General features: G+C 32.7%; 25 protein-coding genes. 19 read left to right on the plus strand and 6 right to left on the minus strand.

What is annotated here, in order from left to right; translation table 11 throughout:
* Window positions 1-291: 291 nt before the first annotated feature.
* From IMCC3317_RS05300 to IMCC3317_RS05370, 15 genes are all read left to right on the plus strand, one after another.
* On the plus strand, window positions 292-2319 hold the full coding sequence (locus IMCC3317_RS05300) for an HsdM family class I SAM-dependent methyltransferase (protein ID WP_160128470.1): 2028 nt from the start codon (window positions 292-294) through the stop codon (window positions 2317-2319).
* A 29-nt stretch (window positions 2320-2348) separates the two neighbouring features.
* Window positions 2349-3461: a restriction endonuclease subunit S gene (locus tag IMCC3317_RS05305; RefSeq protein WP_160131867.1), complete on the plus strand. Its 1113-nt coding sequence runs from the start codon at window positions 2349-2351 to the stop codon at window positions 3459-3461.
* A 514-nt stretch (window positions 3462-3975) separates the two neighbouring features.
* Window positions 3976-4857, plus strand: a complete 882-nt coding sequence (locus tag IMCC3317_RS05310; RefSeq protein ID WP_160128471.1) for a hypothetical protein — start codon at window positions 3976-3978, stop codon at window positions 4855-4857.
* Between the two features lie 13 nt (window positions 4858-4870).
* Window positions 4871-6523 carry a hypothetical protein gene (locus IMCC3317_RS05315; protein ID WP_160128472.1) on the plus strand — a complete coding sequence of 551 codons (1653 nt, stop codon included), beginning with the start codon at window positions 4871-4873 and terminating at the stop codon, window positions 6521-6523.
* A gap of 32 nt (window positions 6524-6555) precedes the next feature.
* Window positions 6556-7026 carry a hypothetical protein gene (locus IMCC3317_RS05320; RefSeq protein ID WP_160128473.1) on the plus strand — a complete coding sequence of 157 codons (471 nt, stop codon included), beginning with the start codon at window positions 6556-6558 and terminating at the stop codon, window positions 7024-7026.
* A gap of 60 nt (window positions 7027-7086) precedes the next feature.
* Entirely contained in the window at window positions 7087-7683 is a 597-nt protein-coding gene (locus IMCC3317_RS05325) for a hypothetical protein (protein WP_160128474.1), read from the plus strand.
* A 58-nt stretch (window positions 7684-7741) separates the two neighbouring features.
* Complete coding sequence (locus IMCC3317_RS05330) at window positions 7742-8104, plus strand: hypothetical protein (protein ID WP_160128475.1); 363 nt, start codon at window positions 7742-7744, stop codon at window positions 8102-8104.
* Complete coding sequence (locus tag IMCC3317_RS05335; protein ID WP_160128476.1) at window positions 8097-8384, plus strand: hypothetical protein; 288 nt, start codon at window positions 8097-8099, stop codon at window positions 8382-8384. The genes IMCC3317_RS05330 and IMCC3317_RS05335 overlap by 8 nt, the downstream gene beginning before the upstream one ends.
* A 37-nt stretch (window positions 8385-8421) precedes the next feature.
* Window positions 8422-9285 (plus strand): hypothetical protein, encoded by an 864-nt coding sequence (locus IMCC3317_RS05340; protein ID WP_160128477.1) that lies wholly within the window; start codon window positions 8422-8424, stop codon window positions 9283-9285.
* 14 nt (window positions 9286-9299) lie between these two features.
* Complete coding sequence (locus IMCC3317_RS05345; RefSeq protein ID WP_160128478.1) at window positions 9300-9485, plus strand: hypothetical protein; 186 nt, start codon at window positions 9300-9302, stop codon at window positions 9483-9485.
* Between the two features lie 12 nt (window positions 9486-9497).
* A complete protein-coding gene (locus tag IMCC3317_RS05350; RefSeq protein ID WP_160128479.1) occupies window positions 9498-10253 on the plus strand; it encodes a hypothetical protein in 756 nt (251 codons plus the stop codon).
* A 6-nt stretch (window positions 10254-10259) separates the two neighbouring features.
* Window positions 10260-10694 carry a carboxypeptidase-like regulatory domain-containing protein gene (locus tag IMCC3317_RS05355; RefSeq protein ID WP_160128480.1) on the plus strand — a complete coding sequence of 145 codons (435 nt, stop codon included), beginning with the start codon at window positions 10260-10262 and terminating at the stop codon, window positions 10692-10694.
* A gap of 4 nt (window positions 10695-10698) precedes the next feature.
* Window positions 10699-11316 carry a lysozyme family protein gene (locus IMCC3317_RS05360; protein ID WP_160128481.1) on the plus strand — a complete coding sequence of 206 codons (618 nt, stop codon included), beginning with the start codon at window positions 10699-10701 and terminating at the stop codon, window positions 11314-11316.
* Between the two features lie 4 nt (window positions 11317-11320).
* Window positions 11321-11665: a hypothetical protein gene (locus tag IMCC3317_RS05365; RefSeq protein ID WP_160128482.1), complete on the plus strand. Its 345-nt coding sequence runs from the start codon at window positions 11321-11323 to the stop codon at window positions 11663-11665.
* A 24-nt stretch (window positions 11666-11689) separates the two neighbouring features.
* Window positions 11690-12157 carry a hypothetical protein gene (locus IMCC3317_RS05370; protein ID WP_160128483.1) on the plus strand — a complete coding sequence of 156 codons (468 nt, stop codon included), beginning with the start codon at window positions 11690-11692 and terminating at the stop codon, window positions 12155-12157.
* Window positions 12158-12249: 92 nt separating this feature from the next.
* Here the strand turns inward: IMCC3317_RS05370 and IMCC3317_RS05375 are convergent, their stop codons facing one another.
* Window positions 12250-12393: a hypothetical protein gene (locus tag IMCC3317_RS05375; protein ID WP_160128484.1), complete on the minus strand. Its 144-nt coding sequence runs from the start codon at window positions 12391-12393 to the stop codon at window positions 12250-12252.
* A gap of 187 nt (window positions 12394-12580) precedes the next feature.
* Here IMCC3317_RS05375 and IMCC3317_RS05380 point away from each other — a divergent pair, with 187 nt between their 5' ends.
* A complete protein-coding gene (locus IMCC3317_RS05380; protein WP_160128485.1) occupies window positions 12581-13744 on the plus strand; it encodes a hypothetical protein in 1164 nt (387 codons plus the stop codon).
* Between the two features lie 161 nt (window positions 13745-13905).
* On the plus strand, window positions 13906-14607 hold the full coding sequence (locus IMCC3317_RS05385; RefSeq protein ID WP_160128486.1) for a hypothetical protein: 702 nt from the start codon (window positions 13906-13908) through the stop codon (window positions 14605-14607).
* A gap of 1008 nt (window positions 14608-15615) precedes the next feature.
* Here IMCC3317_RS05385 and IMCC3317_RS05390 read toward each other — a convergent pair.
* The 5 genes from IMCC3317_RS05390 to IMCC3317_RS05410 all read right to left on the minus strand — a co-directional run bounded on the left by IMCC3317_RS05390 (window position 15616) and on the right by IMCC3317_RS05410 (window position 19003).
* Complete coding sequence (locus tag IMCC3317_RS05390; protein ID WP_160128487.1) at window positions 15616-15771, minus strand: hypothetical protein; 156 nt, start codon at window positions 15769-15771, stop codon at window positions 15616-15618.
* 70 nt (window positions 15772-15841) lie between these two features.
* Entirely contained in the window at window positions 15842-16624 is a 783-nt protein-coding gene (locus tag IMCC3317_RS05395) for an ATP-binding cassette domain-containing protein (RefSeq protein ID WP_160128488.1), read from the minus strand.
* Window positions 16625-16917: 293 nt separating this feature from the next.
* Window positions 16918-17094: a hypothetical protein gene (locus IMCC3317_RS05400; protein WP_160128489.1), complete on the minus strand. Its 177-nt coding sequence runs from the start codon at window positions 17092-17094 to the stop codon at window positions 16918-16920.
* Window positions 17095-17113: 19 nt separating this feature from the next.
* Window positions 17114-17581, minus strand: a complete 468-nt coding sequence (locus IMCC3317_RS05405) for a hypothetical protein (RefSeq protein WP_160128490.1) — start codon at window positions 17579-17581, stop codon at window positions 17114-17116.
* 12 nt (window positions 17582-17593) lie between these two features.
* Window positions 17594-19003, minus strand: coding sequence for a hypothetical protein (locus tag IMCC3317_RS05410; protein WP_160128491.1), 1410 nt, complete (start codon window positions 19001-19003; stop codon window positions 17594-17596).
* Window positions 19004-19436: 433 nt separating this feature from the next.
* Here IMCC3317_RS05410 and IMCC3317_RS05415 point away from each other — a divergent pair, with 433 nt between their 5' ends.
* Entirely contained in the window at window positions 19437-21119 is a 1683-nt protein-coding gene (locus IMCC3317_RS05415) for a helix-turn-helix domain-containing protein (protein ID WP_160128492.1), read from the plus strand.
* Between the two features lie 93 nt (window positions 21120-21212).
* Window positions 21213-23420, plus strand: a complete 2208-nt coding sequence (locus tag IMCC3317_RS05420) for a prolyl oligopeptidase family serine peptidase (protein WP_160128493.1) — start codon at window positions 21213-21215, stop codon at window positions 23418-23420.
* Window positions 23421-23483: the final 63 nt, after the last annotated feature.

The raw sequence follows: 23483 nt of genomic DNA on the forward strand, positions 1-23483 counted from the left end.
GGTACTAAGACATGAAGTTTTAAAAGTGTTTGATTTTTTTTGGTTTTGAGGTTGAATTCAATTAAATTTCTAACGTTTTAAAATATTTATTTTGCAAATTATGAGAATACACAGTTCATGTATTTAATCTTTATTTTACTTTTATGGAAAATAATAAGAGTTTTGAACAAAAGCTTCTATTGTTAATACTTTTACACTAATTGAAAAACCAACAGAATAGACCAAAAACAAGATTAAATAATTTAACTTTAGAGCATAGAAAAAAGTAAGTTAACAGAGTAACTAAAACACATGGCACAATCAATAGAACCAAATATTGCAGATTTAGCGAACGGATGGCTAAAATCATATGAATTACCTTATAAACTAGAGCAAGAATCTGTAAATGCTGAAATTGACAAAGCACTTTCTGACTACTTCACTAAAAATGGTGGAACAGGCGCAAATCGACCAGATGCTAAAATATTACTCCAAAATAAAAATTTAGACTACTACCCTATTCTTATAGAGTACAAAGGTTATAAAGACAAACTCGTGAAACTTGACAAAGAAGGACAAGTTGAAAACAGAAACACTAAAAATGAACCTAATTTTAAAAACATTAATTCATTTGCTGTAAATGGTGCAGTTCATTATGCAAATGCTTTGCTTCATCATACAAATTACACCGATATTATCGCTATCGGAATGACAGGTTACAAAAGCGAAAGAGGGAAAATTCGTCACGAAATTGGCGTTTATTATATTTCCAAAAGCAATCTAGGTGCAGGACAAAAGGTAGGTGATTATTCAGACCTTTCTTTTTTAGCACCAAAGAATTTCGATGCTTTTATAGAGAAAGTTAAAAAACTTCAATTATCCCAAGAAGAACTTGATAAACTAAAAGAACAGCGAGAAAAAGAAATTGACCAAACACTAACAAAACTTAATCAGCATATTTTTGATAATGAAAAAGGAATTAGTGAAAAAGACCGTGTTTATTTAGTTGCTGCCTCAATTATGGCAACAATAGGAGTGCCAAATAAAGTTACTGCTTTAGATAAGTCTGAATTAAAATCATCTGTAGAAAAAGGTAATAAAGATGGCGATATTATATTGCGAAAAATAAAAGCATTTTTAGACATTAAGGATATACCTAGTGAAAAGAAACTATTTGTTACAAGAGCTTTAGATAATACTTTGACAACAGAAAATATAAACAAAGTTGAAAATGGAGAAAGTCAACTTAAAAGAGTATTCACCAAAATTGTTGATGATTTAGGTATTTATTATAAAATAGGTTTAACGACAGATTTTACTGGAAAGCTTTTTAATGAAATGTATAGTTGGCTTGGTTTTTCACAAGACAAGTTAAATGATGTTGTGCTTACGCCCAATTATGTTGCTTCGCTTTTAGTGAAATTAGCAAGAGTAAATAAAGACTCTTTTGTATGGGATTTTGCAACGGGTTCGGCAGGTTTATTAGTTGCAGCAATGAATGAAATGCTAAACGATGCTAAAAACAATATTAAATCGCCTGAAGAACGTACTCAAAAAGAAATAAAAATAAAAGCAGAACAATTGCTTGGTTTAGAATTGCTTCCAGATATCTATATGCTAGCAATTTTGAATATGATACTTATGGGAGATGGTAGTTCTAACATCTTGAATATTGACTCTATTAAAGATTTTGACGGAAAATATGGTTTTGGTAGAGCAGGTAGTAAATTTCCAGCGGATGCTTTTATTTTAAACCCACCTTATTCTGCTTTAGGTAATGGAATGAACTTTGTTGAGAGAGCACTAGGAATGATGAATAAAGGCTATGCAGCTATTATTATCCAAAATTCAGCTGGTTCTGGTAAGGCAATTGACTACAATAAAAGGATTTTAGCTAAACATACTCTAATAGCTAGTATCAGAATGCCAATTGACGTTTTCATCGGTAAGTCTAGTGTTCAAACTAATATTTACGTTTTTAAAGTAAATGAAAAACATCATAAAGATGAAATGGTCAGGTTTATTGATTTCAGCAATGATGGTTATGCAAGGTCAAACCGGAAAAAAGCCAATACCAATTTAAAAGATACCGATCAAGCTAAAGAACGCTATCAAGAAGTTATAGATTTGGTTCGTTTTGGAAAAAGCAAACTTAAAATTTTTACCGAAAAAGAATATTATGAAAATACTATTGACCCTAAAAATGGTACAGACTGGAATCAATCTGCACCAATTGATACTAAGCCAACATTACAAGATTTTAAGAAAACCGTAACTGATTATTTGGCTTGGGAAGTAAGTAGTCTATTAAAAAATCAAGACGGCAGCCTGGGAAAGTAGTTTCCCCACTTAGCAATAGGTTAAGTGAAATTAAGTGGGGCGAATTTAAAATTGGTGATTTATTTGAGGTTCTTACATATAAGAAAAGGTTTGACGCAAATAAAGTCATTGTTTTAAAAAAAGGAAAGTATCCTTATGTAGTAAGAATGGGATCCAATAATGGGCAGAAAGGTTTTATCAACGAAAATGTAGAGTTTCTAAACGATGGTAATACTATATCATTTGGTCAAGATACTGCAACAATGTACTACCAAGAAACACCATATTTCACGGGTGATAAAATCAAAATATTGAAATCGAAGTTTAGTCGTTTTTCCAAAAATAACGCTCAGTTTTTTATTTCCACAATGATGAGAGCTTTTAGTTCTTTTTCTTGGGGTAGCAATAGTTTTAGCGTTGATATTATAAAAGAGCAAACTGTATCACTACCTCTAAAAGGTGACCAAATTGATTTTGATATTATTGAAACAATTATAGCAGAACAAGAAGTTGAACGCATAGAGCAGTTAGATTCACACTTATTGACTTCAGGTTTAAAAGAATATGAACTTACTAAAGATGAGCAAAATTCCATAAAGGAATATGATAATATTGAATGGGACGTATTTAAACTGGTAACTCTATTTGAAAGATTAAAAACAAAAAAGTTACCTTTTAAAGCGAAAGATTTACCAAGTCAAATAATAGGTGAATACACACTTCCTTGTCTCACATCTAGTTTCAATAACCAAGGTTTAAACTATTTTGCACCTAAAGACAGAGCAACTATTTTAAAAAATGTAATCTCGATTCCTTCAAATAGCGATATTTATCGAGCTTACTTCCAATCAAATGAATTTACGGTTTTATCAGATGCCTATGCTATTCGATGGATTTTTAATGGTGATAAATTATTGCCAAATCAGTATTTATTTACTGTCCAAAGTATTAATAAAGTAACCGATTTGTCCATATATTCATATAAAAATAAATTAGGAGGATGGAATGTTGTAAAAAATAAATACATTCAATTACCTATCAAAAATGATAAACCTGACTATGAAAAAATGGAAACCCTAATTTCAGCTATAAAAAAACTGGTAATAAAAGATGTGGTTTTATATGTGGAAAGAAAAAAGAAAGAATTAAATATGATAACTTAAAAAGCCAACGCTCAAAGCCATACACATTCGCAATACGCATCAGCCACCACACAAGCCAAAAATTGCAAAAGAGTATGTTTTTGCCTACGCTCACATCTTAATTAAAAAAAACATCGGAAAAACAAGCTGAATAAAAAAAGCACTACTTACAACATCAGTGACCTTTGTACAACTCTATAATTTTATAAAAAACGAGACATTCTTAGCCTATTTAAAGATTTCTTACTTTTAAGTTTTCCTATTTAATCTTAAAAAGAGTACCGCTTAAAATTAAGATATATTGACCAACTAGTGACTTTATTTTTGAAAATGATTAAAGCATGTGATCTTTCGCCACTTTTTGCCGTTTTTGTGATGAATTTTAAGTATTTCTTCTTTTTTTATAATTTCCCCAAACTTTATCCGTCCCTATCCGACATTATTAGACCCTATCCGTCGTTATACGACCCTATCAGTCCATACACATATTTTTTCTTGACAATTTAGCTGTATCAAAATACAATACAGCAACAACATGTCAAGACTTCAAACCATCACATCCGTATCAGGCGGAAAAACATCTGCATACCTAGCCGCAAAGTATCCGTGTGATGATTTGGTCTTTTCATTGGTTCGCATAGAGGACAAAAACTGCCTATTTCCCGATAAAAAAATAAGACAACTCGTTGAAGATCGTATTCAAGCACCTTTTATTGCCACCGCAGAAGATGATACGATTATTTACACTTTACTCGATTTAGAGCAATTCTTAGGACGAAAAATCAATTGGGTAACAGGAATCACATTTGATAAAGTTATCAGCGAAAAAGGCGGTTTACTTCCCAATAAACTGAGACGTTTTTGTACAACTTGGCTCAAAATTGACCCAATCTTTAAGTATTGGCAAGCAAATTATAGTGAGCCTGTCATGATGAATATTGGCTATCGTGCCAACGAAATGAACCGTGCCAAAAAACTCATAGAAAAGAAAAATGAATTTGGTTTTTGTGAATACAACACCGTAGTCGGCATCCACGAAACAGGACGTTTTAAAGGCAAACAAAAATGGGAATCTATCCCGTATCAAGTTCCAAACTTTCCACTCATACAAGACGGCATTTACAGAGATCAGATACACGAGTATTGGAAAGGGAAACCCGTGCGATTTGCTGAGCGCAATAACTGCGTTGGTTGTTTTCATCGCAACCCTGTTTTACTACGTCATGAATTTGACAAGCATCCACATAAAATGCAATGGTTTGCAAACATGGAAGCCAAAAAGACGCAAGCAAAGGGCAACAAAACAACATGGCGAGAAGATGCAAGCTACACGCAGATTGCAAAGATGAAACCACAATTATCGCTAATGGACAGTATGTTTTCTGAGTGTGACTCTGGTTTTTGTGAAACTACTTAAATGACCATTGAAAATGAGCAATATCACAAGGCAACAAATAAATACCTCTTTGCAGCGAAACATCGCTTCGGGATATCAATACGATGGCTATTACACGCCTTCTAATTGCAGTACCAATCAATTAGGCAAAGGAACAACAGCGCATGGTATGAAAACCATTGCTGCATGGGCAAAAAAGCACAAACATGAATCTACTGCCATTGCACAAGCTGAGTTTAGAGGTTACTCATTACATGAAACCACAAAACGCATACACACGTTTTTATTCAATCATTTTCAATATGAAATAGATAAAGAACTGCAACGCTTAAAAGCACCGAATTGCATGTGGGCTTCACGCGAAGAAGGAAACGACTGCAAAAGTTTTAGTCTGAACGCTTCTACGATTCTGCTGAATTTAGGAATCAAGCATTATTTGAGACGCACCAAACAGACAAGCTATTATCCAAGTCTATTTACACACGTGTATGTAGTTGTTCCAAAAGATCAGAAACAAGGCAATCTAAAAAATGGCTATTACACCATAGACGGCACAATTAACTCAATGGTAGAACTCCCCTATTTAAAAAAAGACGATACATTCATGGAAGAAGCAAATTTAAACTACGTCGGACTCTCTGCGCCATCGTGCGGATGCAACAATCACAATCAGTACCAAAATAACACAAACCCAGTAGGACTCTCAGCAGCCTATAAAGGACAATCGGTAACACAGCTTAGTCAGAGTGATTATAATAAAGTAATAGCTGAATCACTTCATCGTGTAGATGATTTTTTGAATATTCTAACACCATACACATCATCCGAACATAGTAGTAACTTACTGCGTGGAAAAATATTTGATAAGCTTTGGTACGGTCATAATCCTACCTTAAAATTTACAAGCAAAGGAATTTATGTTGACAATGAATTTGTCAACTTTTCAAAGACCTTTTCCCGTATTCGAAAGTCAAAACCTAATTTTGGAATGGGCGCAAACCCATCCACAGGCGATCCGACTGCGGACATTTTAATTAGTTCCATTTTAGGCGATGATTTCTTTTCCAACACCTTTGGCGCAATATTCGCCAACGGTTTTGAACTTACGTGTTGGAACTCCACTTTTACGCCACAGGCAACCTCTGGAGAGATTGCAGAAATTCAAGCACCTTATTTTCAAAATCTATTTCAAGAAATTCAAACCGCAGCAACGGTGGGTGTATTAAATCAGCGTCTCAACTTTTTGGCGATGGCAGTTTTTGTATGCCGAGACATGTATTGGTTTTTACGTGTGAATGAGAATTGGCGAAGATGTTCTCGCCTAGCCTTAGATCAATACAACGAGTTATTCTATGCGCTTGTTCCTGCTTTTGAAAGCATTGTTTCCTCCCTTGGATTTACGTATAACATCACAGAAATACGACAAGAAACTACCGCAGCAGCTTGGGTATTTGAGGGTTACGATCATGAGTGGTCAGAAAACACAACGGCGGTATATCCTGTCTTTGATGTGGAGTCAAAAACAGGCACATCACCAAGCAATCCAACTCAGCCAATAGACCCAAGTACATCGCCTGTTATTACCGATGGTTCGGGCGCACCGAGTCCACCCACAAAGAAAAAATCGAATACAGGGCTTTTACTAACGGCAACAGCCGTGATAGGAACGCTCATCGCAAAAGCATAAACACGAGTATTAATTAAATAAATATATAAACTATGAAATTCAAAAATTATGGAAAGGATTTAGGATATACCTCCATGGATGCAGGAAGCTTGATTGTAGGAGGTATCGTTTCTTCGGGACTTGAGGGAGCAATCCCTATTGATGAATCCAAAACACGAAAAGCAGTAGCAGGTAGCTTAGCACTTTTAGGTGCATCATTTATCAAAAGTGATTCAATTATTAAACGAATTGGACGAAATCTACTTTTAGGCGCAGGTGTACGACAATGGCAACGTTTTATTGTCGAAGCAGGCACGCCCGAATTGCCCGAAGCAGATGGAACAGACACAAACAAATTTATACATGATATGTTTGAAACTGGCGGTGGCGATGCGATTGTAACTACTGAAACTCAAAAACGCATGGGCATGGGCTACCGATTCACGCCACAACGGCAAGTAGGAACAACAGCAAGTTTTCAGCCGAGTAATCACGGTAGTAAACTTAATTTTCCATTGACTTAAAAAAGTAGCAACAAAACGTCAATTCGTTGCAACAAAACATAAATATTAAAAAAAACAAAAATGAAACAAACAGAATTATACGCAGAAGTATTAAGCTTTCTATCAAGTGTAGCTAGTGAAAGTGGCAACTTTTCAACGGACATGTTGGCTAACATTCAAAACAGAAATATCAAATTACAGGATAGTGAAATTTATATTCGACAGGAGTTACAAGCCAATGGAAGTTCGCCCGATTTATTTGAAAAAGAATTGCAAAAAATAGTCGGGGAAAATCTTTTTGATGGAAACAAATTAGATACAGGACGCTATTTTGTTGCCACAGCTATTCGTGTAACCTACGGAGTCGCTGACATAGGAACTTCACGTGGACTCGTAGATTATACAAACAATTTACCTACCACGCTTTTAAACGGTCAGATCATCCAAAAAATTGATTCAAATATCATTATGGATTTACCCATCAAATCCATCGTTGATGCAGTCAACACAGATAGTTACAAGTACAACTTTAACAAGTTCTTACTATTTCGTGACAACAAAATTTTAAATGCTGAAACCCGTATACCATCGGGCGGAGATTTAGGACTTGCAGTAGGAAAGGCTGCCTTTATAGAAGTGCGTTATATCGGTTTTGAAACATCGGCAAGTAAAAAGTAGAAAAGCAATTAAATACGCCTTTTTTACCTGTTAAAAAAGGCTTTAAATACCAGGGAATATGAATCAGAGAAAACTAAAATATGTAGGCGTTAATTTACTGCTTGCAAGAGGTACAAAAAGCAAGCAAGAACCAAAGGAACTTGTCAAAGGAAAATGTATTGGAGTTGCCTTTTTTGTCTTTGGAAATTTACCCGCTCAAAACATTAACCTTTCCATAGAAGACACACAAGGAAATCCAATTTTGGAAGCGGTGGACGTTCGAGATTATGAAAAAGGTATTGCAGGCGGTCAAAAGGCTTACAAGGAGGTAAATTTTAATACCAACGGCAAAGTATATATCAATCTATTTTCGCCAGCAGATGCAATTTCGCCTGTTCACGGACACTTTCTATTTGTCATAGATACTGACGGATATGAATAAAGCAGAAGGAACAATATCAGCTATTGCCATCACAGAAAGTACCATCCTTAATTTAAAGGAATTAAACGGGCGTGGCGTGTATCATTTAACTATTCGAAATCGAGGGAATGTAACAGCGATGCTCAACGGAATTGATGATGTAAAGCCCGATGAAGTTTTTGTAGTGGAAGTGCCTTTTGCGGTGGTCAATACAAGTTTTAGAATTGATTTTGTACAAACCGAGCAAGAAACGCCCAATCCACGTTTAGTGCTTTGGTACGGAACATTAGCCTGTCAATAAAGTCGGTGCAACAAACCGCAACAAGTCAATATATTTTATGCAACAAATTATAGATCATTTAGATAGTAATGCGCAAAATGCCATTGTGATATCATTTCAGAATATGAAAATGATTAACCCTTTTATGCGTGTCAATAAATATGAGTTTACCAAAAATCATATTATAAAAGGATGGAACAGTATTAGCGCATTTCTAAAAGGTCTAAAAAATGAGGGATTTAAAAGTGGTACACACGTATACTTAAAAAAACCAAACGGTAATACTTCCAAAACAATCGGCGAGCCTATCACACTTCAATTCAGTACTGATATCAATACATCACAACATATGGAACAGCAACAAACAGTGCAACAAAACACCAATACGCAAAACGGATATCATCAAATGCCCTATCAAGGAATGGGCGCAAATGTAATGGGTATGCATCCTGCGGAAAGTAAACTTGAAGCAGTCACAGCCAAATATGATGATCTAAAAGAACGCTATGATGAATTGAAAGATGAGTATAAAGATGTACGCTCGTCAGAACGCCAATTAAAAGAGGTCAACAACTCTTTAAAATTAGAAGTGAATACGGCAGAAAAGCACATGGAACTTGCCTTGCTTCAAGCGAATCTGAGTCAAAAAAGTTTCATGGATAGTGACGCTATGAAGTCACTCGCTGAGAATTTAGCACCTGTGATTCCGCATATGATTAGCGGACAAACTCCGCAAATTGGAATGGGAAATAGTCATCAAAATATATCGAATGATAAAAAACAATTTATCGATTTTATAGCAAGCAGTAAAGTGCAAGATTTGGACGTAAATTTTATCTATAAACTCTACAAAAATCTTGTCAAAAACAAAGACTTTGCAGCTAGTTTACAAGGATTACTCACACAATTTAACATCACTTAAAAACACATACAAACATGATAAAAGTAACAGGAAACAGCGATTTAGATATCGATTTGAAAACCGAAGCTTTACAGGAACTAAGTAAGCTACCTACGGAGGTTTTGGCTCGCTTAGTTGAATTATCGAAAATTAAAAAAGCACTTGGATATCTAAGTACAGAGACAGGCTTTGCGACCATCAAAACAGTTTTAGGTAACTAAAAAAATAGGAATATGAGTCAACTAGGAAACCCATTGGCAAAAGCCGTAGTAACTAAAGGAGCAAGCAAGGCAGGCGATTTTTTAAAAAATAATACGCTTGTTGTTGTAGGAACTTTGGCAACGGTGTATGCGTGGTACAAATTACCTGCATATTTAAAACGATTAGCAGCAGAGCGTTATGCAAGGGCAAATATTGGGCATCCCGTAGTGACGGCAGCAGCAATTATTCATGAATCGTTTTCCCGTATTGGATATAAAGATGGTTTTCTTAGTTTTTTGCTTCCAGAGTTTGACATTTTTACAGACGAAGCTGCACTTATGGATATAGCATCTCAAATTGATGATGTTAAGCTAGTGGCACAAGCCTATAAAATTCTCTTTGATAGAGATTTATTCAAAGACACCTTAAACGGTCTATCCACCACAGAACTCAGTTCGTTTTACAATGCAATAAGGTCACCTAGTCACAATTCTGACCCACAATTAGATAGTAATTATTATCTAGTTGGCGATATCCTGTATTGCGCTAAAAAATCGGGAATCCAAGTGCCACAAGTCGAATTGCAAAACGATGATTCATGGCTTACTACCCAAGAACTCTACGGAAATTATAACCATAAACAGGAAATAGGACAAGTGGTGGCAACCGATATCTATGCGCCAGAAAATAAACGCTATTACATTGTCGAAAGATGTTCCATTTGGGGTGGGTTTTGGTGTTACTATGGCATTGTATGGAGCGATCAAGTTATAAACCAAGAAATATAAAAAATTATGAGTCAATTCAATTTCAATAGTACCTGTGCTAAGGACACTAGAACTATTACCATCACAGGACAAGTATTTGATACCATTACCCATGAGACACTTCCTTTTGCCAATGTGTATCTAACAATTGATAACAGTATAGGTACGGCAGCAAATGAGGATGGAATATTTAGTATCGATATACCCGAGGGTAGTACACTTACGGTAAGTTTTACAGGCTATTTGCCTTTTAAATTTAGGGTAACACAGGAGTTTACAAAGGTATTTTTAACTCGTGACGATCAACTAGATACTGTGTACTTAGAAGGTCCGAAAAAAAAGAAAAGTAATGGTTGGTTATGGTTGCTTTTTTTTGGCGGACTAGTAGCGGTAGCGACAAATCAAGAAGAAGAACAAAAAGGCACTTCAAAAACACGCAAACCCATTAAAGCAAAGATTTAAAACTATGGAACTTATATTTCAAGAAAATGTACCAACGGTGTATGGAAGTAGCTTTATTACTTCTGTAAAAGATTATAGTCAGTCGTTAAACATAGACCCAAATTGGCTCATGGCAGTTATGTATTTTGAAACAGCGGGAACATTTAGCGCATCCATTCGAAATCCGTATAGCGATGCCACAGGACTGATACAATTTATGCCAACTACGGCACTAGATTTACAAACTTCCGTAGATGAGTTAGCACTTATGACTGCGGAAGAACAATTGTACTATGTATACAGTTATTACTATCCATATAGAAAGAAGATTAAAAGCTACGTGGATTTATACCTAGCCACTTTTTTTCCTGTGGCTATGGGCAAAGCTTCAACTTATGTATTACAAACAAGCAATTTGAGTGCTAGCACCATTGCAGATGTAAACCCTGTATTTGATTTGAATAATGATAGACAGATTACCGTTGGCGAAATAACCAAAGTCATTACAGATAAGATTCCTATTGCTTGGCGTGATTATTTTTTAGGGTATTCTTCGGGCGGTGGCATCGCCAAAAAAAAAAGCTTGATACCTAAAGCAATTGGAGTTTCATTATTAGGGTATTTGATCTATAAAATTGCATAGTGTTATGATTGGAGTCAAGCCAAAAAAAAAGAAAGAGTTCATTGATATCGATTTGAGTTTAATCGATGGGCAAGCGAAAATCTATGGAAAAGTAACCGAACGAAATATACATGATAATAGTGTTACAAATGCCGTAGAAGCACAAGTATCTGTGTACAAAAACGGGAATTTGATTGGACTAACGACAACTTCTGAAGATGGCACATATTTTATTGAGTCTATTAATTCGGATGATGATTACACCGCCAAATTTGAAAAAGATTCCGTTTTCGTAACACCTGTTTTTACGCTCGCTTCAAGACAGGCAAAACAGATAAATATAGAACTTACTACCGATGCTATTTTTTAAAACAAAAACAAAAAATAACGAACTATGAAAAAAGAAATTTTAGCAGTCGTAGGTGTTGGTGTGTTAGCTATTGGATATTACTCTTATAAAAAATATAAAGTTGTAAAGGCGATCATACAAAAGCTTGTTGTGCGTCCAAAAGATATCAAAGATGTGAAGCTGTCTCTTAAAAAAATCAGTTTTACTATTAGCTTGGAACTCATCAACAACACGCATTTTGACTTAGGATTTACTACTGGTTCAATTATCACACTAAACAACGTCAAAATATACACGCCCACAGGACATCTTTTAGCCGATATAAAAACGAATGTTTCTAGCCTTGAAATTCCTGCCTATGGAAGCTATACTATAACAGATTTACACGTAGAAATGCAAACACATAGTTTGCTTACGCAGTTTGATAAAATGATGGAATACATAGCTACTAATAGCCTGTTATATGAACTAACAATTGTAGCGTTTGGAAAGGAATTTAGTATTGCAACATAAAAAAGAGGCTTTCAAAAAAACCTCTTTAGTAAAATTAAAATCTATAGACCATCAATATAATCCGTAATGATAAAATCGTCATTACCATTTGGCTATAAAACGTCTATGTCAACAATAATATAATCATCAGTAGCATTTGGTTTTATGATGTCAATATCAGGAATAATAATGCTATCTACTCCACCAAAAATGTGATGTGAATTTGTAACCATTTGAATTTTGAATTTTTCTAACATAACTATAAGATTTAAAATTAATAATAGCATAAAAGTATCATCGGAAATTCTTAAAAACAAACAATACTAGCTTTGGTTTATGAATTAAAGGTAGTAAACTAAAGAAAATTACTATCAACTAAAATCAAGACTATATTATATAAACAAACGCTTTCCAAAGAAATTTAAAAATAACAAATATCATAAAATGCAAAAACGAAAAACAACAAATCAACAGATTAAAGCTACTACATATACAAAAAAATTAATGCCTTTAAATCAACAAAAAGCATTGACACAACAAAATAGTTTGTTTGCTGATTCTTTAGTAAAAAGGCTAGAAAAAGAACTAGCAGAAATTCCAATAGAACCACAAGGAGATTCTATAAAGAAAAGTACCGTATACTCGCACTATTTCTATGGCGGTTCTGATTGGTATATTACAGATATTGTTACTGAAACTAATATGCTATTTGGATACGTTATTTTAAATGGCGATACGCAAATGGCAGAAGCAGGTTATATTTCCATTGAAGAAATCACTAAGAACAAAGTTATTGAACTCGACTTTTATTTCACAAAAGACACTTTAGAAAACATCTTATATAAAAAGTACCCTAAAGACTATCCAAATCCAAGAGCAAGTGCCACAAAAGAAAAAACAGCAGCTTCCAAACCTACGCCACAAAAAAAGATCCTCAAAAAAACAGTAGATATCAAAATGGTAGATCACTTTTCTACCGAGTATAGACTTATAAGACGCTTTTATAATCTTATTAGACTTAATAAAACGGCTACTTTTCGTAGAATACAATTGGTGTATATGGCATTTCAAAAAGCCGCATTAGATCGCTCGATACGAAAAACGAGCAGCGATGCAGATTTGTTTACTAAGATCAACAAAAAAGTAATTGCCTTGTTTGATATTGTCAATCCAGTAAAAGACGATGCCGACATTGAGTTTTCAGAAAAGAAGCTGTATAATGAAATGGAAACCTTTGTAAAGGAGCAAAAAGTAAATTATGCCGTGACACTTTTAAAATCATTTATTGGCATGCAAGGCTATCAACCCGAAATAAAAAAGGCAATGAATCTTTTAAAACGTATTGACAATTCCTTTAAAAATGAGAAAGTTACCAAAACTAATCGATTGTATAAAGATGTGGTTAATGCAAAAAAAGAACTTGAAACTTATCTTGCAGCTCCTACTGAAAAAATTGGACCAGAACTTGTCGGATTATCGATTCCTGTTCGAAGCTTGTGTACCAACAGAATTAAATGCGTAGGACTCAGAAAAGATGGAAAACTAAATAAAGGATATCGTTTTTTACGTGGTGGTAGTGTATTCGCTTCAAAAAAAAAAACGGTTTAGGTAGTACTATTTTAGTTATTGATGAGTCTGAATATGAAACGGAAATAGCTAGTATTGATGTGATTCCAACATTTCCTATACAGGCTCATACTGACGAAATTCAAAACGCAATTAACCAGGGAAAAGACCAAAATTTAATACTGGTAAATACTACGCGAAAAATGGCAAAGAACAGCGTGAAAAATCTTAAAAATAAAAGGACGCTTACCTCTGCTGAACTAATGAGTTTAGAGTTTGATACATTACATTTTGATGATGGATGGGAAAATTTTTTACAAAATCCTGCAATAAATATGAAAATTGGTATTTCGGGAAATCCTAAAAACGGTAAAACAGCAGGCGCATGTCAGTTAGCTGCGTACCTAACTAATTTTGGAAAAGTACTCTATAATTTTGCAGATCAAGGCTACAATAAAAACACACTTGATTTGTGGGCGTTAGCAGGACTCGACAAAAACAAAAATGCTGAAGCTTCGGACTTTCAAACCTTAGAAGCTTTAGATGCTGAATGCGCTAGTGGAAAGTTTCAATTTATCTTTATTGATTTGATTAATGGCTACATTGATCGAACTAAAATTAAACCACATGAGTTTGAAGATCGTTTCTTAAAAAAATATCCAAACATTTCTTTTATACTCATATTTGAAGTAACCAAACAAGGAAGCTTTAAAGGCGACCAAAAATGGATGCATATTGTAGATGCTATTATTGAAGTTAAAGACTATTTAATGCAAAGTCGAGGACGCTACGGAAGTGGCTACCATATTGTTTGGGAAGAACAATTTAAAAAGATCAATCCTAAAAAATATGCGGAGTTAGTTCCTGCTGAACAAACGAAATCACCAAGTGTACTATATCTGTAAAATCAAAAACCTCGAAGTAACGTTCGAGGTTTTATCATTTCAGAATAATTTAGTTTTACGATAACATTCTGAAAAAATCGGGGAATTTTAGGGAAAGGGGCAAATTTAGGATTCAACAAATAGATAAATACCTACTAACACTAGTATTGATATTGATAAGAATATTGCTGCGGATAAAAATCCAATAACAAACCCTTTGATAAATATTGCTCGTTTAGTATTCATATTTATTGTTCGTGAAAACGGGTAACTATTTTCTTTCCCATGAAAACGGGAATCTCGTTAATTATTTATTTTAAAAAAGTAAAGCAGTCTTACAAAGTAAGACCACCCTACCCTAGTCTAAATAGTAAATTGCACATACATCAAGAAAAATTAAATTATTTAATCCACTATAATTAAATTAAAGTCGTTTGATATTAGATTCTTAATCTTCTGCACTCATTACTTCAGCTTCCCCAAACTGATTTCCTTTAGACGTATTCATTTCCCACGTGCTTCGGCATACTCAGCAACCTATTGGGAATCTCTTTTTATTAGCACTACATTCGTTCTCATAATTTATGATAACAAAACGGCTAGGTACAACCAACCTCGACCAAACCTAGTACCGTCTTGCCTGTCTAAAAACAACAAAGAATTAGACATGGGCTTTACTCAACCCAATCATAACATCTAGTTCCCGTGAAAACGGGAATCTTTAAAGTACTACGTAACCCCAAAACTTTAAAAAAGAAAGCTGTATTGCGGTATGTTATACTTACTTCCCGTGAAAACGGGAATCTTCATTCTATTGTAATATTAGAAATCTAAAAAAAACACCTGTACTGAGCGAAGTCGAAGTAAAGCGACAGCTAACCTACTGCCGCTTTGAATGGTCACCCTAAGACCTCAAATTTAACATACCTAGTAACACCTTTAGCCTCCGAACCTCAGTGTTATTTCTCCATAATTTTCAAAGAAAATTATGTGCAGTATGTTACTTTTATATATTTTCCAACCAAAGACCTATTTATTCTTCTTCAATTCTTCTTCAATTTCATCATCAACTTCATTTCTCTTTTTTGATTCCTTAAACGAAAAGTATAAAACTATAACGGCTATCATCAACATGAAACCTACTATAATTAAGCCGATTATAAAATTCGTATTTGTTTCTTCCATATCTATTTTTATGTGTATTAATGGCTATTAACAACATTAAAATAGTTTTTGGTTTGGGTAATAAACTCTGTTATAAAATCAACTTAATGGTATCTTTTTCTTGTAAAATGTCTGTCCAAAAATCACTATAAAAATTAGCGGTTCTTAGCAGTTCTTTGTGGCTTCCATGTACAATTGTTTGTCCATCTTCAATCACGTAAATGTGATCTGCTATTTGTTTTAATGAATGCAGTCGGTGTGATATAAATATGATGCTGATTTTATATTTTAAGCGTTTTAACAATTGCAACACAAAGTGTTCGGTGTTTCTATCCATTGCCGAAGTAAACTCGTCCAGAATTAATAATTGTGGTTTTTTGTATAGTACTCTAATGAGTGCTAATATTTGTTTTTGTCCGCCCGATAATTGCATGCCATTTTCTCCTAAAATAGTTGTATATCCTTGTGGCAAGCTTTGTATGAAATTTTCAAAACCGTATTCTTGTATAAACGCCTCAATATCTTCAAAGGCATGTATTTTATGAGAGATTGTATGTTCTTCTAATATGATATTATCAAGTACGTGACTATTGAAAATCTTTATATTTTTTGGAACGATTCCAAGTATACTACGCCAATCTTTTGTGTTAACCTTATTAAGTGAAATTTGATTGTTAATGGTTACGCTTCCATTTTGATAAGCTTCCTTTTTTTGTAAAATTTGAACAAGTATATTTTTTTCATATTCGCTTTCGCAAACAATAGCAATGCATTGATTTTTGAAAAACTGAATGTTAATGCTTTTTAGTAATTGTTCTTTTCCAACTAATTGGAGCGATAAATTTTCAATATGTAGCGATTCAAATTGTAGCATACTGCTATTGTTGATGTTTCAATGTATGTTTAGTTTGTAAAGCTGTTTCATTAAACTGTATGTTTTTATACTTTTCATAGCACAGTTTGGCAATAATAAAAACCACTAGTATACTAACTACAATTAAAATAATTTGTACTGCAAACATGCTCAAACTAAATTCTTGAATTTTTGTTTCCATTGTGTTTTGTAGGTTAAAAAAAGCCATGCGTATAGCTGTCCGTGCTAATCAAAGCATGGCTTTTAAAGGTAATTATGAAAAAAAAGTGAATATATACTATATATAAAATGGATTATTCGTTTCTCAGCTTTTCTAGTCTTTCATTGTTTAAGTTTGTTTGTGAATCCATGAGTTTTAAAAGTTTTAAAACTAATTTTATTCCTAAAACAATTGCAGTAATGATAAATGCAATTGCAAAGATTTGATAAATAACAATTATAATACTAAATGCTTCAATACTGTTTTCCATGATTTATTTAATTAGGTGATTATTGTTTCTGTTTTTTAATAGAATCTTTAAACTTAATACCAAAGATACTATCCATTAACTTTTCTTTCCCGCCATTGTTCATAAACTCTCTAAGTTCTTTCATGTCTTTTATATTCAAAGTAGTAGATTTTTTACTTCTTGAAAACTCCAAATCTCTATTTGGTAGGTTACGATCTATTTTGAGAATTGCGATAAGCTCTTTTTGAGTATACTTTTTTTGGATAAAAGAATCTAAACGCCTTTCAATACGACTTATTTTTTCATCTTTTCCAACTGACAAAGAGAGAGAATAAAGAACAGAATCTTCATTTTTAATTATTGAATATTCTTTGTTAGTTAGATTAAGTTTAGTTTTGATTAAACTAACATTCTTTTTTTTATCTTTTTTACTCTCAAATGGCATGTATGTTGGGTTACAAGCAAATAGTATAAAGCATAAAAAAATAAGTGCGTATTTTGTTTTCATTATTTTAATTTTTTATATATAAAATATTCCACTTAACTGTGGTTGAAATTCATTAAGTATATTATCATAAACTAGCACAACTTTGATTAAGTCTTTTCCCGTAAACTTAAAACCTAAGATACTAACTTCAAAGTCCATTCTTCCTATAATTTCTATTGTAGTTAAGTTACCGTTTACCGTAATTGCTGGTCCATTCCCATCATCTGGGTTCTCACTACTAATTTGAGTCCAATCATAAAAAAGAGTTAGTCCATCTAAATCAGAACCTACATTAATTACTCTCATTCTAGTTAAGCCATTAGTGCTATTAGGTATTTCGATTTTAGCTTGCGTAACTATATCGACATCTGGAAAACTACTAACACTTATGGAATTTGTATCTATTCTAAATGAACTTTGTCCAGCTACAGGTTCAGATGCAACAGTTTCAAAAGTACCACTAACGACTCTATTTCTGAGTTCTATTAATTCATCTATGCTGTTTAATTGAATTGTATTTTCAATATCATTCGTTGGGTTTGTCTCCCAATTTCCTATTCCAAATATATCATCTAATTGACTTGTTAATTCCATAACCAAATCTTTTGAAACAGGCGAAGTCACTACATTAGGTATTTCATCAGGAGTTGTTGGAGGTATATATATATTACCTGAGTTGTTTCCGCCACCAGTAGGCGAATTACTTGAACTACTAGGTGATCCACTTGAACTTCCACTAACAGGGCAATCAGTTGTAATTATTGTATAGACTGTACAACTTGTATTTCCCGAAGTATCTTCGTGTTCGCATTCATTGTTTACATTTCCAATAGAGGATGAATGCACAAAAGTTTCTCCCGTATCGGGCGTGGTATGATATTCTGTATAATTAGTAGTACATGGCAATGACGTTTCGCCAACTATATCTGATAAGTTTACGGCAATAGACTCATACGATATCTCATACGGTGTGCGTACATGCTGAGTTAACAAAAATTCTTGTTGTTGCGAAGCATTAAAATGATAGGTTACCAAACTTGCTTCATAATCATCGGTAGTTGCATTATAAGAGAATACTAAATTCTCCAATGCACTTCCCGTATTGTTTTCACGACTAATTGGAAATGTATACGAATGTGAATCGTTTTCGGTACTTTCTACAAACTTTACAACGTCCGTGTCAACGGTAAAATTATACGTTTCGTTGTATACACTTTCGGCTAAACTACTAGATTGTAAAGTTGCTAAACTTCTCATTTGGTTACTTAGTTTTGTATTGGCTTCCACTTCTTGCTTGGACAATACACTAGATTTAAAAGGAAATTCTTTTTGCAAGGCTTCCTCTTGCTGAATTTCTGCGACAGTATCATGTTGACAATTAGTCAATGACATTGCAAGTGTCAAGATACATAAAAATCGAAATAATTTTCTTACTCTTTTCATTTTGGTTATTATTCTTAATACACCTACTCGTACGTTTTTCGGTTTCCACGACTGTTTTAAAGTGATTAGTTACACTCCATAAACATTTGCCGTATACGTATTAAAAAAATACTTATCTTTGATTTTCTAAGTTCAAGTAGGCAAATGTCTATTTGTTTATTTAAGAAGCTTCTATTTGTAGTAGAAGCTTTTTTTTGTTGATGTAAATATATGCTCAAAAGGAATACATTAAAAGAAAGTGTATACCGTTTTCATGAATTTCATGTTCTTAAATTTATAAATTTCATGTAGAATTAAATTTAGTTACCTAATAATCAGTTCTTTATAAAAAAATAGATTCACTAGCAATAATTTACTTACAAACCCTTAATTTCTTACAAATAATAGTAATTTAGCAAAAAACATAAAGTAACTTTATAATCCCTCTTAGGTTTTGAGAACCATTTTCCTCTTAATTATTATATCTTTCAATAGCTATTTAGCTAGAGCGCAAAACGATACTTTTAAAATTATCGATTCACTTTCTTTGGAGTCTTATGAAGCATTGGAAGAAAAATTCTATGAATATGAATATGACGATCCTAAACAAGCTAGAATATATGCAGATGCCTATTTAATAAAAGCACGTACAGCTAAAGATTCTATACAGATGGCTAGAGGATATAAGTATATTTCTTTTTTGTATATAGATTCAGAAAACATTCCTCTAATATTAAAATATTCTGATAGCATAATATATATATCTAAAAATAGTAACCATAGAAGCTATCCTGCACTGGGTTACAATCAAAAAGGAGTTTGGTTATTTGAACAAGGTAACTATAAAAAAGCATTAGATAATTACTTAATTGCTCAACAGTATGCACTAAAGCACAATAATATTAATCAATTAAAAGATATCAAGTTAGCTATTGCTGCATTAAGAAGCAGGTACGGAGATTATAATGAATCACTACTTATTTACAAGGATTATCTAAGTTTTATAAAAAATCAAGATAATTATAAAAAAGACCATTCAGAAGATTACCTCATTGGTTTATATAATGTAGCAAATGGCTACTTGCGAATGAAAAACCCTGACTCGGCAAGAATATATATTGACAAAGGAGTTAAATACAGTATTGAGTTGAAAGATACTATTTCTTATTCTGAATTTCTTACTTCTAAAGGTATTTATAAATATCAAAAAAAGGAATATGAAGCTGCAATAGATGTTTTTAATGAAGCGATAAAATATAGGGAAAATTATGGGCTTGCAATGTGTTTCTATTACAAAGCTCAAAGTTTAAAAGAATTAGGAAACATAGAATCAGCTTTAATGAACTTCAAAAAATCAGATTCTATATATCAAGAAACGAATGATGTTTTTCCAGAATTGAGACAAGTTTATGAAAGTTTGATTGACTATGAAAAATCAATTAATAACACGCAAAATCAATTGTTCTATATTGAAAAACTATTGAAAGTAGACAGTGTTTTAGATAGTGATTTTAAATATATTAGTGAAAATATAATTAAGAAATATGATACTGCAATTCTTAAAAATGATAAGCAAAATCTACTAGAAAAGCTCAGTAATCAGAAAAAAAAATCTTCTTACATAATAACCATATTAATAATTATTGGGTTATTAATCATTCTAGGGTCAATCTACTTCATTAAGTATAGAGAAAAATTATACAAGAGAAGATTTGATGAACTTATTAATCAAGAGAGGAAAGTAGAAAAAAGTAATCTAACTGAAAATAATACAAAGATAGCTGATGATGTTACTAATATTATTTTAAGAAAATTACAACGCTTCGAAAAAGAAGAAAAGTTCCTTGAACCAGGAATAACTCTTAGTAAAGTCGCTAATTTGCTACAAACAAATTCTTCTTATCTATCTAAAGTTGTCAATTCAAGTATGGAGAAATCTTTTAATACGTATATTAATGATTTAAGGATTGATTATGTAATTACTAAGTTGAAGAAAGACAAAAGGTTTCGGAAGTATGCAATAAAATCCATCGCAGAAGAAATTGGATATGCTAATTCGCAGTCGTTTTCAAATGCTTTTTCTAAAAAAACTGGTATAAAACCCTCTTATTTTATCAAGCAATTAAATAATCTTTAACTGTTATTTATAAATATCATCTACAACACAGCATTAATTATAGTTCTTTTATATTCTTCGATGTAGTTTTACGTAAATAAAGAAAATTAAAATATGAGGAAAGTATTTATTTATGCTATAACTATATTTATTATTTACGGGATTAAAAAAAATAAAGAAAATATTTTTCAATATCCTAAAATATCTAAAGTCGATTCGATTAATAATTATTGGGGTAAAGTAGTCAATGATTCTTATAGAAACTTAGAAAATAGTAAAGATTCTGTAGTACAAAATTGGTATAACAAACAAGGACTATATACAGAAAACGTTATAAATAACATTTCGAATAGAGATAGCCTTGCAAGTTTTTTAAGCAATATTGACAATAGAAGAAGTTTTCATATCGGTAGTTTAATCATTACTGAAAATGATTTCTACTTTTATTTAAAAATAAAAAAGGATGAAAAACGACGTAAGCTATATTTTAAAAAAGGATTTGATGGAGAAGAAATCTTACTTTTTGATCCAACTGATTTTAAACCCGAAACAAAAAACGACTACGTAATTAATTATATCAACCCTAGTAGAAATGCCGCTTATATAGTAATTTCTTTAACTTATGAAGGTAGAGAGTATTCCGAAGCCATTATTTATGATGTAAAAACTAAGAAAGTGCTTCCCCAAGTTATAGATCACTGTTGGTTAGATTCTTTTTATGGTGTAGATTGGTTAGCTGATAATACTGGATTTACCTATTTACATTTTCCAAACTTATACGATAAGGGTAAAAAATCAAAGAGTAATACAGAAGCAGTTTTGTACAAAATAGGTCAAGATCCTAAAAAGTTAAACGTAATTTTAAGCGCAAAAAACAATCCCAAACTTAAACTTGATACTATAAATTACCCAATTGTAGATATTAAAAGCTCGTCTTCCAAATACCTGTTTGCATACATGGTAAATGTTGGGAACTATTTTGATAGTTATTATGCTGATATTGATGAATTAGGCAAAGGAAAAATAAATTGGAAACCACTTTTTAAGAAAGAAGACAAATCATATAAAACAAATGGGATTATTATTGGTGATAGTCTATATTACAGAACTGCTCAGAATGCTTCTAACTTAAAAATTAATGTGCTAAACTTAGTTACTAAAACGACAACGACTCTTGTAGAAGAAAGTGAAACCGAAGTTATTAAAGATTTTGAAATTTCGAAAGATGGTTTATTTTATGGAACACTTAGAAATGGTGTACAAGCAAAGTTATATAAAGTTGGAAATGAAGTAAAATCAGAAATAAAGTTACCTAGAGCGTCTGGCTCTATTGGAATAACATCTTATGATAGAAATAGCAATAAATTAATAGTAAGTCTTAACGGTTGGGTAAATAGCAGTCAACGCTTTGAATACAATACAACAACAAATGATTTTAAGCTAAAAGACCTAAAACCAAAAGGCAAATATCCCGAATTTGAAGATTTTGTTGTAAAAGAAATTGAAGTTCCATCACACGATGGCGTATTAGTTCCCTTATCAATTATACATCATAAAGATATTGAACTAAATGGTAAAAATCCTGTTTTTATGGACGGTTATGGCGCTTATGGTGATGATATGTCTCCATACTTCTCTCCAGTAACATTAGCATGGGTAGCCAAAGGTGGAATTTATTGTACTGCACATGTTCGTGGTGGTGGAGAAAAAGGAGATGCATGGCATAAAGCAGGAATGAAAACTACCAAACCTAATACATGGAAAGATTTAATTGCCTGTATGGAATATCTGGTTGATAATGGGTATACTTCAAAAGAACATAATGCAATTTGGAGTTCTAGTGCTGGCGGAATATTAGTAGGTCGTGCTATGACTGAGCGTCCAGATTTATTTAAAGTTGTAATTTCCGAAGCAGGGAAAATGAATCCTTTAAGAAGCGAAGAAAGTTCTAACGGAACAAACTTTAAAGAGTATGGGACTATCAAAGATTCTATTGAATGTTTAGGGCTTATAGAAATGGACTCCTACCTAAATATAAAAGATAAAACAGATTACCCTGCTACTTTAGTTACAGCAGGAATGAATGACCCAAGAGTTGCTCCATGGCAATCGGGTAAGTTCGTAGCAAGGTTACAAGAAGCAAACACTTCAAATAACCCAATATTATTTGCTATTTATAAAGATTCTGGTCATGGTAGCGGAACAACTATTGAACAAGTATATCAAGAATGGGCAAATGTATATGCCTTTGCTTTTTGGCAAACAGGGCATCCCGATTTTAAACTTGATGAAAAAGCATTGAAAAAGACTAAGGATAAGTAATAATCCTGTCTTTGCAGTAAAAAACACCCAAATTAATTATTTCATAATTAATTTGGGTGTTTT

It is taken from the genome of Kordia antarctica, assembly GCF_009901525.1.
In the GTDB taxonomy this organism is placed as follows: Bacteria; Bacteroidota; Bacteroidia; order Flavobacteriales; family Flavobacteriaceae; genus Kordia; species Kordia antarctica.

Coding starts and splice junctions, on each gene's coding strand:
- IMCC3317_RS05410 (WP_160128491.1), bottom strand. CDS start 19,003: ATGAAAAGAGTAAGAAAATTATTTCGATTTTTATGTATCTTGACACTT.
- IMCC3317_RS05395 (WP_160128488.1), bottom strand. CDS start 16,624: ATGCTACAATTTGAATCGCTACATATTGAAAATTTATCGCTCCAATTA.
- IMCC3317_RS05355 (WP_160128480.1), top strand. CDS start 10,260: ATGAGTCAATTCAATTTCAATAGTACCTGTGCTAAGGACACTAGAACT.
- IMCC3317_RS05390 (WP_160128487.1), bottom strand. CDS start 15,771: ATGGAAGAAACAAATACGAATTTTATAATCGGCTTAATTATAGTAGGT.
- IMCC3317_RS05405 (WP_160128490.1), bottom strand. CDS start 17,581: ATGAAAACAAAATACGCACTTATTTTTTTATGCTTTATACTATTTGCT.
- IMCC3317_RS05400 (WP_160128489.1), bottom strand. CDS start 17,094: ATGGAAAACAGTATTGAAGCATTTAGTATTATAATTGTTATTTATCAA.
- IMCC3317_RS05325 (WP_160128474.1), top strand. CDS start 7,087: ATGAAACAAACAGAATTATACGCAGAAGTATTAAGCTTTCTATCAAGT.
- IMCC3317_RS05330 (WP_160128475.1), top strand. CDS start 7,742: ATGAATCAGAGAAAACTAAAATATGTAGGCGTTAATTTACTGCTTGCA.
- IMCC3317_RS05385 (WP_160128486.1), top strand. CDS start 13,906: ATGGCAAAGAACAGCGTGAAAAATCTTAAAAATAAAAGGACGCTTACC.
- IMCC3317_RS05360 (WP_160128481.1), top strand. CDS start 10,699: ATGGAACTTATATTTCAAGAAAATGTACCAACGGTGTATGGAAGTAGC.
- IMCC3317_RS05370 (WP_160128483.1), top strand. CDS start 11,690: ATGAAAAAAGAAATTTTAGCAGTCGTAGGTGTTGGTGTGTTAGCTATT.
- IMCC3317_RS05365 (WP_160128482.1), top strand. CDS start 11,321: ATGATTGGAGTCAAGCCAAAAAAAAAGAAAGAGTTCATTGATATCGAT.
- IMCC3317_RS05340 (WP_160128477.1), top strand. CDS start 8,422: ATGCAACAAATTATAGATCATTTAGATAGTAATGCGCAAAATGCCATT.
- IMCC3317_RS05335 (WP_160128476.1), top strand. CDS start 8,097: ATGAATAAAGCAGAAGGAACAATATCAGCTATTGCCATCACAGAAAGT.
- IMCC3317_RS05420 (WP_160128493.1), top strand. CDS start 21,213: ATGAGGAAAGTATTTATTTATGCTATAACTATATTTATTATTTACGGG.
- IMCC3317_RS05380 (WP_160128485.1), top strand. CDS start 12,581: ATGCAAAAACGAAAAACAACAAATCAACAGATTAAAGCTACTACATAT.
- IMCC3317_RS05345 (WP_160128478.1), top strand. CDS start 9,300: ATGATAAAAGTAACAGGAAACAGCGATTTAGATATCGATTTGAAAACC.
- IMCC3317_RS05300 (WP_160128470.1), top strand. CDS start 292: ATGGCACAATCAATAGAACCAAATATTGCAGATTTAGCGAACGGATGG.
- IMCC3317_RS05320 (WP_160128473.1), top strand. CDS start 6,556: ATGAAATTCAAAAATTATGGAAAGGATTTAGGATATACCTCCATGGAT.
- IMCC3317_RS05350 (WP_160128479.1), top strand. CDS start 9,498: ATGAGTCAACTAGGAAACCCATTGGCAAAAGCCGTAGTAACTAAAGGA.
- IMCC3317_RS05375 (WP_160128484.1), bottom strand. CDS start 12,393: ATGTTAGAAAAATTCAAAATTCAAATGGTTACAAATTCACATCACATT.
- IMCC3317_RS05310 (WP_160128471.1), top strand. CDS start 3,976: ATGTCAAGACTTCAAACCATCACATCCGTATCAGGCGGAAAAACATCT.
- IMCC3317_RS05315 (WP_160128472.1), top strand. CDS start 4,871: ATGAGCAATATCACAAGGCAACAAATAAATACCTCTTTGCAGCGAAAC.